At 68.5% G+C, this 17,725-nt stretch carries 14 protein-coding genes; 3 read left to right on the top strand and 11 right to left on the bottom strand.

What is annotated here, in order from left to right; genetic code table 11:
• Positions 1-102: 102 nt before the first annotated feature.
• The 3 genes from ACWD5F_RS44715 to ACWD5F_RS44725 form a co-directional block, all read right to left on the bottom strand.
• The gene (locus ACWD5F_RS44715) at positions 103-1,044 is read right to left on the bottom strand and encodes a serine protein kinase RIO (RefSeq protein ID WP_451261880.1); all 942 of its coding nucleotides are present in this window, start codon (positions 1,042-1,044) and stop codon (positions 103-105) included.
• 203 nt (positions 1,045-1,247) lie between these two features.
• Entirely contained in the window at positions 1,248-2,867 is a 1,620-nt protein-coding gene (locus tag ACWD5F_RS44720) for an amidohydrolase (RefSeq protein ID WP_451261881.1), read from the bottom strand.
• Positions 2,868-3,226: 359 nt separating this feature from the next.
• On the bottom strand, positions 3,227-4,363 hold the full coding sequence (locus tag ACWD5F_RS44725) for a ricin-type beta-trefoil lectin domain protein (RefSeq protein ID WP_451261882.1): 1,137 nt from the start codon (positions 4,361-4,363) through the stop codon (positions 3,227-3,229).
• Positions 4,364-4,762: 399 nt separating this feature from the next.
• Here ACWD5F_RS44725 and ACWD5F_RS44730 point away from each other — a divergent pair, with 399 nt between their 5' ends.
• From ACWD5F_RS44730 to ACWD5F_RS44740, 3 genes are all read left to right on the top strand, one after another.
• The gene (locus tag ACWD5F_RS44730; protein ID WP_451261883.1) at positions 4,763-6,325 is read left to right on the top strand and encodes a glycoside hydrolase family 30 protein; all 1,563 of its coding nucleotides are present in this window, start codon (positions 4,763-4,765) and stop codon (positions 6,323-6,325) included.
• A 100-nt stretch (positions 6,326-6,425) separates the two neighbouring features.
• Positions 6,426-7,025 carry a hypothetical protein gene (locus tag ACWD5F_RS44735; RefSeq protein ID WP_451261884.1) on the top strand — a complete coding sequence of 200 codons (600 nt, stop codon included), beginning with the start codon at positions 6,426-6,428 and terminating at the stop codon, positions 7,023-7,025.
• A gap of 128 nt (positions 7,026-7,153) precedes the next feature.
• Positions 7,154-7,900: a phosphotransferase family protein gene (locus ACWD5F_RS44740; RefSeq protein ID WP_451261885.1), complete on the top strand. Its 747-nt coding sequence runs from the start codon at positions 7,154-7,156 to the stop codon at positions 7,898-7,900.
• Here ACWD5F_RS44740 and ACWD5F_RS44745 read toward each other — a convergent pair.
• The 8 genes from ACWD5F_RS44745 to ACWD5F_RS44780 form a co-directional block, all read right to left on the bottom strand.
• Positions 7,802-8,545 carry a LutC/YkgG family protein gene (locus ACWD5F_RS44745; RefSeq protein ID WP_451261886.1) on the bottom strand — a complete coding sequence of 248 codons (744 nt, stop codon included), beginning with the start codon at positions 8,543-8,545 and terminating at the stop codon, positions 7,802-7,804. The genes ACWD5F_RS44740 and ACWD5F_RS44745 overlap by 99 nt on opposite strands.
• Entirely contained in the window at positions 8,542-10,020 is a 1,479-nt protein-coding gene (locus ACWD5F_RS44750) for a LutB/LldF family L-lactate oxidation iron-sulfur protein (RefSeq protein WP_451261887.1), read from the bottom strand. The genes ACWD5F_RS44745 and ACWD5F_RS44750 overlap by 4 nt, the downstream gene beginning before the upstream one ends.
• Positions 10,017-10,772, bottom strand: coding sequence for a (Fe-S)-binding protein (locus ACWD5F_RS44755; protein ID WP_451261888.1), 756 nt, complete (start codon positions 10,770-10,772; stop codon positions 10,017-10,019). The genes ACWD5F_RS44750 and ACWD5F_RS44755 overlap by 4 nt, the downstream gene beginning before the upstream one ends.
• A gap of 31 nt (positions 10,773-10,803) precedes the next feature.
• A complete protein-coding gene (locus ACWD5F_RS44760) occupies positions 10,804-11,718 on the bottom strand; it encodes a carbohydrate ABC transporter permease (RefSeq protein WP_451261890.1) in 915 nt (304 codons plus the stop codon).
• Complete coding sequence (locus tag ACWD5F_RS44765; protein WP_451261891.1) at positions 11,715-12,647, bottom strand: carbohydrate ABC transporter permease; 933 nt, start codon at positions 12,645-12,647, stop codon at positions 11,715-11,717. The genes ACWD5F_RS44760 and ACWD5F_RS44765 overlap by 4 nt, the downstream gene beginning before the upstream one ends.
• Positions 12,644-14,029: an ABC transporter substrate-binding protein gene (locus tag ACWD5F_RS44770; RefSeq protein WP_451261893.1), complete on the bottom strand. Its 1,386-nt coding sequence runs from the start codon at positions 14,027-14,029 to the stop codon at positions 12,644-12,646. The genes ACWD5F_RS44765 and ACWD5F_RS44770 overlap by 4 nt, the downstream gene beginning before the upstream one ends.
• Positions 14,030-14,055: 26 nt before the next feature.
• The gene (locus ACWD5F_RS44775) at positions 14,056-15,150 is read right to left on the bottom strand and encodes an enolase C-terminal domain-like protein (RefSeq protein WP_451261894.1); all 1,095 of its coding nucleotides are present in this window, start codon (positions 15,148-15,150) and stop codon (positions 14,056-14,058) included.
• Positions 15,151-15,232: 82 nt separating this feature from the next.
• Positions 15,233-17,725 (bottom strand): discoidin domain-containing protein (locus tag ACWD5F_RS44780; RefSeq protein ID WP_451261895.1); only part of this gene is annotated, 2,493 nt, incomplete at its 5' end.

Here is a 17,725-nt window from a genome sequence, read left to right on the forward strand (position 1 = left end):
CCGAACAAGAAGCGACCGGGCCGGACCGGCATCCGCCGGTCCGGCCCGGAGACCATCAGGTGCCTCGCACGTCACCCCCGCCCACCGACACCGCCACCCCGATCAGAAGGCGTGTGCCATCAGCTCCGCGAACAGCTCGTGCTCGTCGACGTCGAGGCCCCGTGAGCGGAACCAGCCGCAGATGTTGGCGCAGTCACGCTCGAGGAAGGTCATCCCGTTGAGGTTGCCGACCAGGTCGACGATCTGCGGCAGGTCGATGACGACCAACCGCTCGCCCGCCGCCAGGATGTTGTACGCCGAGAGGTCACCGTGCACGACGCCGTTCTGCACCATCGTCGCGAGCGCGTCGGTGAGTTGCTCGAAGTACGCCGCCAACAGCTCGAGGGAGGGCCGGGTCTGGGCGAGCCGGGGCGCCGTCTGGACGGTGCCGTCCTCGTCGACGACGGTGATCCACTCCATCAGGATCTCGGTGCCGTCGATCTGGACCGGGTAGGGAACCGGCAGTCCGAGGTTCCAGAACCGCACCAGGGCGGCCCACTCGGACACCGCCCACTCGCCGGCCGCGACCTGCCGGCCGAAGGTGCTCTTGCGTTTGACGGCCCGCTCGTCGCGTGAGCGTTTCATCGAGCGGCCCTCGGTGTAGGACGCGGCCCGGTGGAAGGACCGGTGTTCGGGAGAGCGGTACCGCTTGGCCGCCATCACCACGCCGGCGTCGGGGTCGAGCGGGTCGGCACGCTCGACGAGGTGGACGTCGGCCTCCTTGCCGGTCTTGAGGACGCCGAGGTCGGTGTCGATCGCGCCCTGCGAGGTCACCACCCAGTCCGGGAGCGGCTCGGGGCCGCGGGAGAGGGGTTCGACGCTGAGCCAGGTCGACCAGCGCTGACCGTCGGCGAGGTCGTCGTCGTAGGCACGGAATTCGAAGACGAACCGTTCGTCGACGTCCGCCAGGTCGTCCGACGGAGGGACGTAACGGTGGGGGTCGGTGACGAAGTCGTCAGGAAACGCGGGGAGTTGAGGGTGCTGCGAGAGATCGTCGTGAGACATCGCTGGGGGTGCTCCATGAAGTGAGTGAGAGGCGGTCTGCGGGCAGGCCGAAAACAGTCGTGGTCACGGTCGTGCCTCCTCTCGTGGAGCACCGGGCAGCTCCCGATGTCCCGCCCATGGTGAGGGGCGGACACGGGGAGCGGCAACCGAATTAATCAGTCGCCCAACGCCCTGCGCAGACGGGCGACGGCGAAGGGATGTGCCTATCGCGTGCCGGTGGGTGCGGCCAGGAGGCCGGCGACGAAGGTGTGCGTGGGGTTGAGGTCGCGGAGGTCGTCGGCGGGGCACTGCGCGGGGTCGCGGTCCCAGACGGTGAGGTCGGCGAGACGGCCGGGGGTGAGCGTGCCGCGCAGGTGTTCCTCGCCCAGCAGTCGGGCGGCGTTGGTCGTATGCAGTGTGAGGGCCTCGTCGTAGGTGATGGCGTGTTCGGGGCCCTTGACGCCGATGACGGTCTGCCGCGTGGTCATGCCCCAGACGGAGCGCATGGCGCCGAACTGGCCGACGGGGAAGTCGGATCCGGCACTGACCTGGGCGCCCAGGTCGATCCAGCCGCGGGCGGGGAAGAGACGGGCGACGCGTTCCGGCCCCCAGAAGCCCTCCTCCACCTCGGCGGTGTCGTGGAGCAGCGGCTGCTGGATGGTGACGGGGATGCCCAACTGGACTGCGCGGGCGCGTTGTTCGGGGCCGGCCAGACCGCCGTGCTCCATGACCAGCGTGCCGGCGGGCAGGCCGGGGTTGCGGGCGAGGACGCGTTCGTAGACGTCCAGAAGCGTGCGGACCGCGCGGTCGCCGTAGGCGTGCGTGCCGACCCGCCAGCCCCGCCGGACCACCGCCTCGACCGCCTCGACCAGCGCGTCCGGCTCCCAGATCAGCATCCCGGAGAAGGCGTGGTCACAGGCGTACGGCTCCTCGGTGGCCCCCGCCTCCAGGCCACCGTCGAGCCCGAACTTCACGCCCCACACCGAAAGCCACGGGTCGGAGTTGTCGCGCCACTCCTCCATGACGTCGAGCAGGTCCTCCACTTGGGCCGCGCCGGTCATGCCGAGCGCCGAGATCAGGGCGCGCACCCGGATGCCGAGCGCTCCCGCCGCACGGGCGGCCAGGAGCACGGCGTAGTCCTCAGGGGCCACCGCGCAGTCGCGCACGGTCCCGATACCGGTAGCGGCGTAGCCACGACAGGCCAGGCGCAGTCCGTCGATGCGCTCGGCGCGGTCCGGCGCCGGGACCAGGCGCTCCACCAGATGCAGGGCGTTGTCGATCAGCCGACCGTCCGGCCTGCCGTCGCTGCCGCGGCCGATGGTGCCGCCCGGCGGTACGGGGGTGTCCTCGGTGATGCCGGCCAGCCGGAGCGCACGGCTGTTGACGACGTCGTTGTGGCCGCCGCGCTTGACGAGGACGGGGTGCCGGTCGGTGGCCCGGTCGAGTTCGGCCGCGGTGGGCATACGGCGCTCGGCCAGATTGAGCTCCTGCCAGTTGGTCGTGGTGCGGATCCACTCGCCTTCCGGGGTGACGGCGGCCCGCTGCCGGATCAGGTCGAGGAACTCGGGGATGTTCCTGGCCCGATGAACGGGGACGTCATGAGCACCGAGCGCCGCGAAGATCAGGTGGGTGTGGGTGTCGTCGAAGGCGGGCAGCACGGTGGCACCCGGCAGGTCGTACACCTCGGTTCCCGCGCCCACGAGGTGGTCGAGGCCGCGGGGATCGGCGGACACGGCGGCGATACGGTCCCCACGCACGGCCAGTGCCCGCTGCGGGTCCTGCCCGGGCACCAGCGTGTGCACCACGCCGGCACGGACGATCAGATCGGCTCCACGGTCGGTCATCGTCTTCTCCCTGTATCGAGGGTGGGATCCCGAGGCGTCGCTCGGTGACGAGACTGTTGTAGGAGCGGGGTGGGCATTCACTGCCAAGCCAGGGCCTCTTGTATAGAAAACACGCCACCAAGGTCACTCATCACGCGGATCATGAGACACCGAGGTCTCCCATGGACGCTCGGGTGAGCGGTGCTTCTGACGGTCACGATCATCGGCGTCCTCATCGGCATTCCCATGATCGTGGCAGGGGCTGCCGTCTTCACCGGGGGCACCGCGACGTCCACCGTCGGCGGCGTGGTCGGTGCGGCCGGCATGGCGGTGGGGATCAGCGGCACGGCCTCCCACGACCGGGCCCGGACGGCGTGTCCTCAGCCGGTGCCCCATTTCTGGTTGTCCTCGCCTGTGCACGTCCACAGTTGTAACTGCGCGCCGTTGCCGGTCCCCAGGTCGGTGACGTCGACGCACTTGCCGGCCTGGACGTTGACCAGATCGTGGGCGGCGTTGAGCCGGAACCGCTGGGCCCCCGTGCCGTTGCACTCGACGATCTTGATCCACGCGCCGTCCTGCCGTGAACCGCCGTCGACGTCCATGCACTTGCCCAGGGCACGGACGGTCCCGTCCGACGCGAACCGCCACTTCTGCCGGGCGGCGCCCGTGCAGTCCCAGATCTGCAGGCGCGTGTGATCCGCCGAGCTGCCTCCGGTCACGTCGATGCAACGGCCGGAGGCACGCCCCCGGATCAGTACGCCCTTGGCAGCCGCATCAGCGTCGGAGTCGGTGGCCGACGAGGAACTCCCGGACGCCGCCTCGCCGTTCTTGGTATCGGTATTCTTCGCGTCCCCGTTCTTGATGACCTTGGAATCACCCTTCTTCGCGCCGGATGCCGGTGAACCGGCGTCCCGGGTCGGCCGCCCGCCGGGCTTCCCGGTGATGTCGGCCTCCAGCGCGGAGGAGTCACCCGACGGCGAGGCGGAGCCGAACGCATCGGACGCGCCCTGGTTCAGCCCTTCGTCCTGGACGGTGTCCGATCCGCTGCCGGCCGCCGCCGCACGCCCCTTGCCGTCGTCGCCACCCATGAGAATCAGGGAGCCCGCCAGCAGGACAACGGCGGTAGCGGCGACGGCGAGCAACACCTTTCGGCGCCGCGCGGGTTGGGGGGCGGACCGGCTCGGTACCGCGGTGACGTCGACACGGTGGCCGCCGACTTCCCCGGCGTGAACATCGGCACGTTCACCCAACACCCCCGCGCCTGGGGCACGTTCGGTGAATGCCGCGAACTCGGCCGCTGCCGCGGACATGGGCGCCGGGGACACGGACCCGGAATCGCCTACGTCCCGTAACTCCGCGGCGGGCCCCAGCGCGGCGGCGGCCTCGGCGATCGCCGAGGGTCCTTTCGATCGGCGCGGCAGGGGCAGCGGCGAGGCAACGGGCCGCTCGGGCCGGGCCGTTGGGCCCTCCGCCGTCGGATCGGCCTCCGCCGTCGGGTCCTCGGAGGAGGCCGTCATGTCGTCCTTCCGGTACGGGGGTGGTGAGTTGCCGCGCGATCGGTACGGCGTCGGTGTGTCGAAGACGTCACGGTCGTCCGTGATGCCCTGCGGTGGCCTGTGCTGATGCGCGGCGGCCTTGAACGGGCGCCGACAATCGTCGTCCCCCTGACCGAGGGCGATTCTGTCGTGCTCACGACTCTCTGACCAAGGGGCGACACGCGCTGTCCGCCCACTATCGAAAGCGCTTCCGCAGGCCCCGCTGCTGTACCAGTGGCAGCCACCGGTGCCGTGAACCCCCGCACGGACTACGGCGGCTCGGCCGGAAAAGGTTCACCTCTTTATTCAAGTCTTGACTTAACACTGCGGACATTGCTTGGATCGCCGCAACGATGGTGTCGGAGTGGGGAGTTGTGAGCTGTGAGACGTTCATTCACGACCATGGCGGCCGTCGCGGCCACGACACTGTCCGTGCTGATCGGCACGGGCCCGGCCGCCCAGGCGGACCGCAACACCCACGCCCAGGCCGTGACCGGCACGTTCTCCGCCGGAGCGGCACACGCCTGGCAGTCGCTGCCGGCCGTGCGGACGGGCGGCGCCGCATCGGGACCGGTGGACGCCACCGTCGTCGCCGACCCGAGCGACCTGCGGCAGAAGTACGAGGGCATCGGCTTCTCCCTGGACGAGACAAGCGTGTCCAACCTCTGGAAGCTGACGCCCGCCAAGCGCCGTGAGGCCATACGGCTGCTCGTCGACCCCGTGCACGGCGCCGGCCTCGACCGGTTCCGGCTGACGATCGGCAGCCCCGACCTCATCGAGCATCTGCCGTTCTGGTCGGAGGACGACCTGCCCGCGGGCGTCAAGGACGACTTCGGCCTGAAGCACTTCTCGATCCAGCGCGATGTCGACCTGCACATCATCGACACGATCAAGCTCATCCAGCACTACAACCCGCGCGCCACGTTCTTCGCGTCGGCCTGGAGCGCGCCGGCCTGGATGAAGACCAACAACCAGTTCACCGGCGAGGTCGCGCTCAAGCCGGGCAGCACGACGGACTACTACCAGGTCGGCAAGTTGCGCGACGACTGCATCGACGTCTTCGCCCGCTACTACGTCAAGTACGTCCAGGCGTACGCCCGCCACGGCATCCGCGTCGACGCGCTGACCCTGCTCAACGAGCCCGGCATGGACGTCGTCTACCCGGCCATGGACATCAGCATCGCCCAGCAGCAGAAGCTCGCCCTGGCGATGAAGCGGGAGTTCAAGTCGGCCCGGCTGAACACGCAGTTGTACGTGCACGACTTCAACTTCTGGGACTGGCGCGACCCCAACAGCACCGCGACCAAGAACTACCACCGCATCTTCGACGACGCCCCCGACGGCTCGGTCAAGGGCGAGCAGGTGCGCAAGGCCACCGACGCCATCGCCTTCCACCCGTACTGGGGCGACCCGACCGTCATGCGCGACGCCTACGAGCAGACGGGCAAGCCGGTCGAGATGACGGAGACGAGCGACCTGTCGCCGTCGACCATCCTCGACTACTTCCGCCTCGACGCCGGTTCGTACATCCTGTGGGCCCAGGCGACCGACCAGGACGGCGGCACGCTGCACTGGACGCCCGCCCGCGACAACAACGTCGACTGGGACGAGGTCGCGGCGACCACCAAGTGGCCCGACCGGCTGGTGAAGGTCAACACGAACACCAAGGACTTCTCGGTCCGCGACGAGCTCTACGCCATGGGCCAGTTCGCGAAATACCTCAAGCCCGGTGACGTACGCCTGGAGTCCAGCGCCGCCCAGAACGGCGTGAGCAACGTGATCTACCGCTCCGGCAAGAGCGGTTACGTGGCCGTCCTCGGCAACAGCTCCAGTGCCGACCGCACGGTCCGAATCACCGTCGGCGGACGGAAGTTCGTGACGACCGTACCGGCGGGCTCCTTCGCCACGTACCGCTGGAAGGGGACGGCCGGATCCGCTCACTGACCCCGTTCGCTGGCCCCGCCCCAAGGGAAATCGCCGAGCGCCCGAGGGGCGGGCCGTGAGAGGGTGCGGTTCGATCCGGGACCCGGGGCAGGAGGAAAGCGTGGGGCTGGACTACGGCTACGCCATCTATCTGCGTCCTCGGAATGTCGCCAAGGCGTTGGTCAATCTGGCCGAGCTGGCACCACCGGCCCGTGCCCTACCACCACTTGAGGTCACCCTGCCCGGCGGTGACCGGCTCGCCCTCCCCTTCACGTCCCATTTCAGGAGCGAGCCGGTCGACTGCTCCATGAGCAGCACCCTCGAGCTCGACACGTCCCTCATGTTCGACCTCGATGACGCACTGCGCGAGTACGCGCAGACGAACGGCCCTCAACCCCAGGCGGACGGGCGCATCCAGATCGGGTACGTCTACACGACGATCCGCTTCGAGTCCCCTCTGCATCCCGGCTACGCCTCGGTGGAGTGCTGGGCAGCGACGTCGGCGATGAGCCGCCTGTTCGCACGGTCGGCCAGCATCAGAAAGATGTTCACCGACCTCACCGCCGACAGCGAAGGAGTGTGCTGCCTGTTCGACACCGACGACGGCGCCCCCGAGCAAGTGTGCTGGCTCAACGGTGAACCCATCCAGGAGATGGTCTCCGGTCCCCGCTTTCCGGATCTCCGCGCGCTTGTGGCGACTTGGTCCGACTCCGAGAAGTGAGCATCGGTCAGCGGTCGGTGTCGCGCACGAGGCCGCAAGGTCTTGGGACGCGGTCCATCGCACAGTCACGCGGTCGCACGCGATAAATCCGGCGACGTCGGCGATCATCCCCGGGATACTGGTCGCCCATGGATGAGGTCAATGTCGTCGTCGCCCATTCCGAGCGTGCGACCCTGCGGGTCGGTGACATGTTCTTGAAGGTGGACTCCGATCAGGCGCGCATCGACGCCGAGGTCGAGGCGCTGTCCCTCGCCCCGGTCCCCACCCCGCAGGTCCTGTGGCACAAACCGCACGTGCTCGCGCTCGCCGCACTCCCGGGGGTGACGCTCGGGCGCCTGGGCGGGCCGTCGACCGGGTCGCCGACGGCGTGGGCGGCGGCGGGCGCCACCATCCGGAAACTGCACGACGCGCCCCTGCCGCCCCGACTCGGCGGGGCCGGCCGGAGCATCGACGCGCTGACAGCGGAACTCGACACCGAATGCGAGGCGCTCGTGACCAACGGCGTCCTGCCCGCCGACCTGGTCACCCGCAACCGCCAGGTCGCCGAGGCCGCACTCCGGCCGTGGACTCCGGCGTTCACCCACGGCGACCTTCAGATCGCGCACGTCTTCGTCGACGGCGACGAGGTCACCGGCATCATCGACTGGTCCGAGGCGGGCCAGGGCGACGCCCTGTACGACCTCGCCACCTTCACCCTCGGACACGAGGACCACCTCGACGACCTCATCGCCGGCTACGGAACCGACGTCGACCTCGACGTGATCCGCGCATGGTGGTCATTGCGCAGCCTGCTGATCATTCGCTGGCTGAGCGAGCACGGCTTCGACCCGTTCGCGCCGGGCTGCGAGGTCGACGTACTCAAATCCCGGATGTGAGGCTGCGCTCACGAGGATCACTTCGAGGGTGCGTGGGCCGTGTACTCCTTCGACTCGGTCGAGTTCGATGTCGCTGGTTGCCGAGGGGCCGGAGATCCATGTCAACGGGCGGGTCGGGTCAAGGCGTTCGAGCGCCTGGGGCACGGAGGCGACAACCTGGTCAGGGACGCGGACGACGCAGATGTGGTGGTCGGGGATGAGCGTAATACGGCGGCGGCCCTGGTCGGGGGAGCCGTCCAGGACGATGGTGCCGGTCTCGGCGATCGCGATGGCGCAGCCTGTGACGACGCTTTCGACCTCGTCGAGTTCGTGCGGGGTGCTGTCGGGGTGGTCGTGGACGTGGGTGGGGTCGGCGGCCGACAGCCATTCCGGCGCCAGTCCCGGGGGGACCAGTACGCGCTGGGAGCCGTGCTGGGCGAGCAGTCGCTTGATGAGGTGCGGCAGCTCGGTCGTGTCGGTGCGGTGGACGATCGCGCGGTAGTCGGCGAGGTTCTCGGCCAGCAGATCCACCGTCTCCTCGACGGTCCGGTTGCCGTGCTCCCGCAGATAGTCACGCGGAACAGCCTGTTCGTACGCCTCATCGTCCCGCGGTACGTCGGCCAACGCGCGCCGTACCCGGCCCAACACCCGTTCCCTGCTGCTCACTTGGCGCCGTCCTTTCCGCCGTTCGTACGCTGCCACCAGTCGCGGAAGGGTTCGGGAGGCAGGGTCGGCAGATCCCGGCTGTTGCTCCATGCCTTGCCGGGGCCGGGGAGGGTGCGGGGGTGGAAGCGGCGGGTGCGGGAGGCGAGTCGCTGTCCGGTGCGCAGTGCGCCGGGGCGCCCGAACGCCCAGCGGGCAGCGCGCATGGCGGTGCGCTCGGCGGCGTGTCCCTTGGCCGGCTTGAGGACCACCTTGTTGCCCTCGCGGGTCACCTCCCCGCCCTCCACGATCCGTTCGCGCAGATGCACCAGTACTTCGGGAATGTCGATGGCCACCGGGCAGACCTCGTAACAGGCACCGCACAACGAGGAGGCGTACGGGAGGGAGGCGTCGATCTCGCTTGCTGTGCCCCGTAGTTGAGGGCTGAGGATGGCGCCGATCGGACCCGGGTAGACGGAGCCGTAGGCGTGGCCGCCGGCCCGCTCGTACACCGGGCAGACGTTGAGGCAGGCCGAGCAGCGGATGCAGCGCAACGCTTGGCGGCCGACCTCGTCGGCGAGGGTGTCGGTGCGGCCGTTGTCGAGCAGCACCAGGTGGAAGGTCTGCGGCCCGTCCTCATCGGTCGTGCCGGTCCACATCGACGTGTAGGGGTTCATGCACTCGGCCGTCGAGGACCGCGGGAGGGTCTGCAGGAACACCTCCAGGTCCTGCCAGGTCGGCAGGATCTTCTCGATCCCGACGACCGAGATCAGCGTCTCCGGCAGGGTCAGGCACATGCGGCCGTTGCCCTCGGACTCCACGACGACGAGCGTGCCGGTCTCGGCGATCATGAAGTTGGCGCCGGAGACGCCGACCTTGGCCCGCAGGAACTTCTCCCGCAGATGCAGACGGGCGGCTTCGGCGAGTTCGGCAGGCGTGTCCGTGAGCCCGTCGGGGGCCGGGCGGCCCCACTCGCTCATCTCTTTGCGGAAGATGTCGCGGATCTCGCCGCGGTTGCGGTGGATGGCCGGGACCAGGATGTGGGAAGGCCGGTCCTTGCCCAACTGCACGATCAGCTCGGCCAGATCGGTCTCGTAGGCGCGGATTCCCTCGGCTTCCAGGGCTTCGTTGAGGCCGATTTCCTGGGTGGCCATCGATTTGACCTTGACGACCTCCGACTCGCCGGTCTCCTTGACCAGTTGGACCACGATCCGGTTGGCCTCCTCCGCGTCGGCTGCCCAGTGGACGGTGCCGCCGGCCGCGGTGACGGCCTCCTCCACCTGCACGAGATAGCGGTCCAGATGAAGGAGAGTGTGGTCCTTGATCTGTTTGCCCGCCTCGCGCAGCGCCGCCCAGTCGGACACCTCCGCCACGGCCTTGGCGCGTTTGGCGCGGATCGTGTGGGTGGCGTGGCGCAGATTGCCGCGCAGGGTTTCATTGCGTACCGCGTCGTGCGCGGCTACCGGGAAGGCCGGCATGCCTACGAATGTGCCGCTCATGCCGCCGGCTCCTCTTCCGTGCTCGCCAGGATCTCCGCGATGTGCACCGGCCGCATACCGGTACCCAGCCGCGTCATGGTGCCGCCGATGTGCATCAGGCAGGAGTTGTCGGCCGCGCACAGCACCTCCGCCCCGGTCGACTCGGCGTTGCGGACCTTGTCCGCGCCCATCGCCGCCGAGACATCCGCGTTCTTCAGGGCGAAGGTCCCGCCGAACCCGCAGCACTCGTCGGCCCCTGGCAGCTCGACCAGCTCAAGCCCCTTCACCGCCTGCAGCAGTCTGCGCGGCCGCTCACCCAGGCCCAGGCTGCGCAACCCGTGGCAGGTCGGGTGATAGGTGACCGTGTGCGGGTAGTACGCACCCACATCCGTCACCCCCAGCACATCCACGAGGAACTCCGTCAGCTCGTACGTCTTCGGCACCACCGGCGCCAACGTCACCGCAAGACCATCCCCACGCCCCTCGGCGCGCGCCCGCTCCCCCATCCGCGGGTACAGCTCCCGCACCATCGCCCCGCACGACCCGGACGGCGTCACGATCGCCTCGTATCCGCCGAATACATCGGAGAAATGCCGGGCCAGCGGCTCCGCTTCATGCCGGTAGCCGGTGTTGTAGTGGGCCTGTCCGCAGCAGGTCTGGGTCATCGGGAAGTCGACCTCGACGCCCAGCCTGGTCAGCAGTTTCACCACGGCACGCCCGGTGTCGGGATAGAGCGTGTCGTTGACACAGGTCAGGAACAGGGCGACACGCATCGCCGCTCCCCGCCGTCGATCGGCACGGCGGTCACTCCTTGGTCGCGCCGGCGAGCATGCCGGACACCAGGGTGCGCTGTGAGACGAGGAAGAGCGCGAGCACGGGCAGGATCGCGAGGACGATCGCCAGGGCCAGTTCCGGGATGGTGATGTTCAGGCCGGCACCGGCGACCGGGTTGAACGACGGTGTGGAGGTGAGCAGTTGGTTCAGGCCGACCTGGATCGGGAACTGGTCGCTGTTGGGCAGCACCAGGTAGGGCAGGAAGAAGTTGTTCCAGTTGCCGACGAAGCTGAAGAAGGCGACCAGTCCGACGACCGGCTTGGCCAGGGGCAGCGCGATGCGGGAGAACAGCTGCCATTCCGTGCAGCCGTCGATCCGTGCGGCGGCCAGGAGATCTCTGGGCAGGCTGCTGCCGAAGTAGATGTACACCAGGTACACGCCGAACGGGTAGAACGAGAAAGGCAGGATGACGGACCAGACCGTCCCGATCAGGTGGAAGCGGTTGAGCTCCAGGAAGACGGGGAGCACCAGGGTGGCCTGCGGCATGATCATGGTGACGAGGGTGATCACCAGGAGCGTCTTGCGGCCGCGGAACTTGGTCAGCGCCAGTGCGTAGCCCGCGGGGACGCTCACGAGCATGGTGAGGACGAGTGAACCGCCCGAGTAGATCGCGGAGTTGCGCAGCCAGGTGAGCATGGCGCCGTCCTGGAAGGCGAACAGGTGCTTCCAGGCCGCGCCGATCTGGTGGAACGAGCCGAAGGAGAGCGGGTTGTCCCGCACCACTTCGCCGGCGGTCTTGGAGGGTGCGAGGAGCAGCCAGATCACCGGCAGGACGAAGAACACCAGCAGCGCTGCCAGCAGAATGCCCACCACGAGGAGGGAGAGCGCGCGGCCGGGCCGGACGAGACGGCCGGCGGTCGGTGGGGCGGAAGTGGGTTGTGTCATTTTTCATCCAACGTGAACAGGTTCGAGCGGGCGATCAGTAGACCGGCCGCCAGCAGCCCTACGACGAGCAGGCAGACGGAGATTGCGGCGGCACCGTTGAAGTCGCCCTGTTGGAAGGCGTAGACGTAGGCCAACTGGTTGGGCGACCAGGTCGGGCTCACCCGGCCGAGGCTGGCGGTCTGGAGCAACTGCGGTTCTACGAAGAGCTGCGTGCCCGTCGCGAACGCAAGGATCGTCATGTAGACGATCCACTGGCGGATCATCGGGATCTGGATGTGCCAGGCGGTGCGCCAGGGGCCCGCGCCGTCCATGCGGGCGGCTTCCAGCACCTCGTCGGGGATGTTGTTCAGGGCGCCGTACATCACGACCATCCAGCCGCCCGCGCCCGTCCAGAACGCGATCAGCATCAGGATGAGCGGCAGGTTCCCGGGTGAGAGGACGGCGGCGAAGGTGTGCAGGCCCATGCTCTCCAGCAGCCAGGACACCGGGCTGACGTCCGGGTCCAGCATGAACAGCCAGACGAGGACGCTCGCCACGCCGGCCAGCGCGCCCGGAAGGTAGTAGAGAAAGCGCAGGACGGCGGAGGTGCCGGAGCGGATCCGGCTGCGCAGCACCACCGCGACCAGAACGACCAGGACGACCAGGGTGACCAGCCACAGCGCGAGGTAGACGAGCATGTGGCCGAAGGCCGGTCCGAAGCGGTAGTCCTGGATGACCTTGGTGAACTGGTTGAAGCCGGTGAACTGGCCCCGGTCGTTGGTGAGCGCCAGATAGAAGGAGTAGGCGGTCGGGAAGACGCCGAAAGCGAGCAGCAGGAGCGTGTATCCGGCGACGAAGAGGTAGCCGGCCGTGCTGCGGCGCCCCCGCCGCGGCACATTGCCGCGGCGGAGGGCGGAGACAGCGACACGCTCGGTCTCCAGCAGGGTCACTTGGTGACCACCTTGTATCCCTGTGCCTTCGCCTCGTTGCCGATCTCCTGCTGCCATGCGGGCAGGGTGTCGGTCAGGCTCTTGCCGGCGGTGAGGGCGGGCAGGACGACGCTGGACCAGGCGGTGGAGTCGGAGAAGCGGGTGTTGGACCAGTGGGTCCACACCGCGTCGGCGGCCTGCTGGAAGGCGTCACTGACGTCGTTGGCGAAGTAGCCGCTGTTGGCGGGGTTCTTCAGCCATGCCTGTGCCGCCTTGGTGTAGGCGGGGTAGGTGGGTGCGGACGCCTGGTTGGCGTCGGAGGTGGTCAGCCACGTCACGAGGTCCGTGGACGCCTTGAGGTTGGCGCTGTGCGAGGAGACCATCCACACCGCGCCGCCCACGTTGCCGGTGGCGACGGTCGATTCGCCCTCCCACTTCAGCGGAGGCGCGGCGGCGATCTGCTTGGCGGGGGTCTTGAAGGCGGCCTTGAAGAGGTACTGGCCGTACCAGGACGGGCCGTACGCCATCAGGACCTTGCTGCCGCTGTCCTTGGCGAAGCCCTGGCTGAAGAAGCCCTTGGTCGTGACGGCCTTGGCGTCGATCAGGCCGTCCAGGAGCTTCGCGGTGCGGGTGCAGTGGGGGTCCTGGAGGTCGGTGCGCAGGGTGTCCGGCTTCACCAGGTCGAAGGCCGGGCACTGCCCCGACCAGAAGTACGACTCGTGGGAGTTGGTGTCACCGACCGAGCCGACGAGGTAGCCGGGGTGTTCCTTGGCCACCTTCTTGCCGAGGGCCTCGTACTCCTGCCAGGTGGTGGGGGCCTGGTAACCCCACTTGTCCATCAGGGACTTGTTGTACCAGAGCACCACCTGGGCGATGTCGTTGCGCAGGCAGTAGGTGTGACCGTTGAACTGACAGGGCGTCAGGGAGCCCTTGGCGAAGCCGTCGAGGGTGCTCTGCGGGACCAGCTTCTCGTCCAGCGGCGCGGCGAAGGGCTGGACTCCCGACTTGGTGGGCTTCGAGGCCCAGGTGACGTCGGTGGGTGAACCGAAGACGACGTCGGGCCAGCCGCTGCCGGTCCGGTCGAACAGCTGGACCTTGGACTGCAGGTAGGTCGAGCCGTCCGCTCCACCGTCATAGGTGACGATCTTCAGCTTCTCGTCCGGGTGGGACTTCTGGTACGCCTGCACGGACGGCAGCCGGGTCGAGTCGGTCCACACCGTGATCTCGGAGCCGCTCTTCTGCTTGGCCGACTTGAACGCGGGCTGGGAAGCGGAGGACTGAGGACTGGTGTCGGCGCTCGCGCAGCCGGCCAGCATGGCCGCGGTGGCCAGGGAAAGAGCTGCGGCCGCGGTACGTACGACCGTGCGGCGCCGAGCGGCTCTCGGAGATCCGGAAGACCTCATCGTCGTGCCTTTCTGTTCATGCTTGATTACGGTTGTTCGACGAACGGCAGCAGTGCGTCGCCGTAGCCGAAGTCGAGGGGAAGGGAGATGCCCGGTCCTGACGGGGCGTGGACCAGGCCCTGGTCGTCCACATGGCGTTCGCGGACGACGCGTGTCGCGGTCACCAGGGACTCGTAGTAGGTGGTGTTGGAGATCGCCATGCACAGGTGGTGGTTCGGGATGTCCGAACCGTGCACCTCGGCCCGCAGCCGGTAGGCGTCCGCGAGGTGGGCGGTGCGCATGGCTCCGGTGATGCCGCCCCGCAGGTTGGTGCTGGCGCGGACTCCGAAGGTGGCGGCTCCGGCCCGGATGAAGTCCGCGGAGTTCATGTGCGCCCCGTCGGAGGTCTCGGCGACCAGCAGCGGGATGGCCACCGACTCGGCGAGTTTCTGGTACGCGCTGATGCTGAACTCGCGCATCGGCTCCTCGTACCAGAGGTAGTCCGCTTCGGCGAGCGCCCGGCCCACGCGTATCGCGTCGGGCAGGTCGAAGCCCGCCGAACCGTCGTACATCAGGGGCACGTCCGGGCCCACGTGCTCCCGCAGGGCCAGGCACAGGGCCGCGTCCCGGCGGGCGTCGCCCCAGGCGTGCAGCTTGATGCCCCGGTAGCCGAGGGCGAGGCACTGGTCGGCCACGTCGAGGAACTCCTCGGTGGAGGAGAACGTCGAGGTGGAGGCGTACGCGGGAATGGACTCCCGGAAGCCGCCGAGCAGTCGCCAGACCGGTTCGCCGTAATAGCGGCCGGCCAGGTCCCACAGGGCGGTGTCGATCAACCCCAGGGTGGGGAGCGGGAGTTCGTGGATACGGTCCAGCTCCCATACCCGGTGCCACAGCCACTCCCGCTGGAGCGGGTCGGCGCCGAGCAGCTCTTCGCGGAACACCCGGTCGACCAGTTCGGTGAGGAAGGTGAAGGCTCCCGGGCGGGCGAACGCCGCCACCCCTTCGGCTCCTTCGTCGGTGCCGATGTGCAGGACCGCGCCGTCGCCGACCTCGGGACTGCCGCTCAGGCCGTCCCGCCACCGGAAGGGCGGACTCGGCGCCGGAACGTCGATCCGGTGTACTGCGACATGGGTGATCTTCATCCTGGCTTTCGTCTCTGTGTGGGAGGAACTGGCCGGGCGCCGGCCGTGACATGGGTGGGCGGCGCCCGCCGTGCGTGCGGGCTCAGAAGCCGCCGTAGACCTGGAGTTCGTAGATGCTGCCTCCGTTGAAATTGGAACCGGTGACGGTCAGCCGCAGGTAGCGCGCGGTGACGGGGTGGTCGGCGAGGGCGTAGCTGGTGGCCGAGGTGGTGTTCGCGGACGTGTGATCGTCGAACAGCGACCACGTCTCGCCGTCGGTGGAGTACTCCACGCGGTACTTGTAGCCGCTGGACTTCTCGAAGGTGGTCACGACGCCGGTGACGGTGGTGGTGTCGCCGAGGTCGACCTGGATCCAGGACGGGTCGGGCAGGCCGGAGCCCTGGGCCCAGCGCGTCGACGGATCACCGTCGACCGCCTTGCCGGGCTCGTACCCGTCCGTCTTCGAGGACGCGGTGGCCGGCTTGCCGAGAGCCAGGTCGTTGCTGTCGTCGGGGGTGGTCACGGTGGCTGCCGGGCTGGGCTCGGACTCGTTGAGGACGACATCACGTGCTACGACCGTGAAGGTGTACTGCGTGTCTGCGCTCAGGTCCGAGACCCGCAAGGTGGTGTCGCCGGTGACGGCGATGCGCTTGCCGTCCTGATAGACGACGTAACTGGTCACCCCGGTGTCGTCCGTGGCGGCCGGCCAGCTGAGGTCCAGGACGCTCGGCAGCAGTGGACTGACCTCAGGCCTCCCCGGTGACGAGGGGGCGGTGTGATCCGAGCTGGGGGTGGCCGCGCCGCCGTAGACCTGGAGGTCGTAGACGCTGCCGCCGTTGCCGCTGGAGCCGGTCACGGTCAGCCGTACGTAGCGGCCGGTGACAGGGGTGCCGGTGTCGTAGTTGGTCTGGGCCGTGGTGTTGGTGCCGGTGCGGTCGCTGAGGGTCTTCCAGTGGACCTCGTCCGGTGACACCTCGATGCGGTACTTGTATCCGCTCGCCTTCTCGAAGGTCGTGATCGCGGCGCTGACGTCGTAGGAGCCGCCGAGGTCGACCTGGATCCAGGACGGGTCGGGCAGGCTGGGGCCCTGGGCCCAACGGGTCGACGGATCACCGTCGACCGCCTTGCCGGGCTCGTACCCGTCCGTCTTCGAGGACGCGGTGGCCGGCTTGCCGAGAGCCAGGTCCTTGCCATCCGGCATGGTGACCTTGATGGCCTTGCTCGGCGCGGACGCGTTGCCGGCCGCGTCACGCGCGGTGACCTTGAAGGTGTACGCCTTTCCCGCCGTCAGCCCCGGAATGCGTACGGCAGGGGTGGCGGAGGCGTTGACGAGCTTGCCGTCCTGGAACACCGAGTAGCCGGTGACCGCGGTGTTGTCGGTGCTGGCGGGCCAGTTGAGGTCGGCCACCGTCGGGAAGTCGGCCTTGCCGGTCGGGGTGCCGGGGGTGCTGGGAGCCCGGTGGTCGGTCACCGCGGGGCCGGGGTCGAGATGGCGGTAGGGCGCTTCGAGACCGGCGTTGTTCACGATCGACGCGGGCAGCTGGTCGCAGGCGCCCACAGTGACGTTGTTGTTGATGATGTCGTTCGTGCTGAAACTCTGAGTGCTGTAGGCGGGGTTGGTGGTGAAGTTGCCGGTGGCTCGACCGTCCATGGCGTGGTTCATGAACATCCACTGGTAGGCGACGTCACAGAATGCGTTGCCTGTGGTGGACCAGTGGCGGCTGCCCTCGTCGTGATAGACGGCGCCGTAGGCGAGCGAAGGGACTCCGTGGATGTAGTTGCCGGAGACCGTGCCGCCGGGGTTGTCGCTCAGGGTGTAGATCGCTCCGCCGTCGGCCTGCGACTTCATGATGTCGCTGATCTCGTTGTCGGCGACGACGTTGTTGCGGCTGGTGGTCGGCTTGTCGGAGATCGGGACGCCGAGGTTGCCGGGAAGGTAGTTGGTGTTGCCGCCCTTGTCGGTCAGTCCCCAGCCCCAGCCGACGGAAATGCCGCTGTAGGGCAGGTCGTAGACCTTGTTGTGCGTGATCACCGTGGAGTCGGTGTACCCGGCGAGGATGCCGAGCGAGCCGTTGTACTGGTCGGCGACCTGGGTGACGACGTTGTTGTCGACCCGGGTGTCCTTGGTGATGTCCCGCGGATCATCGGGGTGGGCGTCGCTCCAGTCGACCCCGCCGATCTGGATGCCGGTCGCGGCGATCTCGCGGAAGACATTGCCCGTGATGTCGGTGTGCTGGGTGCCGGTGTTGAGGTTGAGGCCGACCGCACCGAGGTGGGTGAAGGTGTTGCCCTCGAAACCGATCCCCTGGCCGTAGCTGACGTTGACGGCCCCTGGAGTCTTCTTCCAGTGCAGGCGGGTGGAGTCGAAGTCCGGGTTGTCCTTGCCGACCATCCGGAAACCCGCCTGGCCCTCGATCAGCCCGTCGGCCGAACTCGGCTCCAGCCAGGTCGAATAGGAGAACGTCAGGCCCTCGAAGGACACATTCTTGACCGGCTGACTGCGGGTGCCGTTCAGGTCGACCAGATCCTGGATCACGGGCACGGTCACGTCCGCGGTCTTCATGTTCTCGCCCTGCTCGGGCTGGTAGTAGACATA

The organism is Streptomyces sp. NPDC002499, from assembly GCF_053595415.1.

Excerpts from the sequence above, each read along its gene's own strand:
- ACWD5F_RS44715 (WP_451261880.1), bottom strand. The coding sequence starts at position 1,044 with ATGTCTCACGACGATCTCTCGCAGCACCCTCAACTCCCCGCGTTTCCT.
- ACWD5F_RS44720 (WP_451261881.1), bottom strand. The coding sequence starts at position 2,867 with ATGACCGACCGTGGAGCCGATCTGATCGTCCGTGCCGGCGTGGTGCAC.
- ACWD5F_RS44725 (WP_451261882.1), bottom strand. The coding sequence starts at position 4,363 with ATGACGGCCTCCTCCGAGGACCCGACGGCGGAGGCCGATCCGACGGCG.
- ACWD5F_RS44740 (WP_451261885.1), top strand. The coding sequence starts at position 7,154 with ATGGATGAGGTCAATGTCGTCGTCGCCCATTCCGAGCGTGCGACCCTG.
- ACWD5F_RS44750 (WP_451261887.1), bottom strand. The coding sequence starts at position 10,020 with ATGAGCGGCACATTCGTAGGCATGCCGGCCTTCCCGGTAGCCGCGCAC.
- ACWD5F_RS44755 (WP_451261888.1), bottom strand. The coding sequence starts at position 10,772 with ATGCGTGTCGCCCTGTTCCTGACCTGTGTCAACGACACGCTCTATCCC.
- ACWD5F_RS44760 (WP_451261890.1), bottom strand. The coding sequence starts at position 11,718 with ATGACACAACCCACTTCCGCCCCACCGACCGCCGGCCGTCTCGTCCGG.
- ACWD5F_RS44770 (WP_451261893.1), bottom strand. The coding sequence starts at position 14,029 with ATGAGGTCTTCCGGATCTCCGAGAGCCGCTCGGCGCCGCACGGTCGTA.
- ACWD5F_RS44775 (WP_451261894.1), bottom strand. The coding sequence starts at position 15,150 with ATGAAGATCACCCATGTCGCAGTACACCGGATCGACGTTCCGGCGCCG.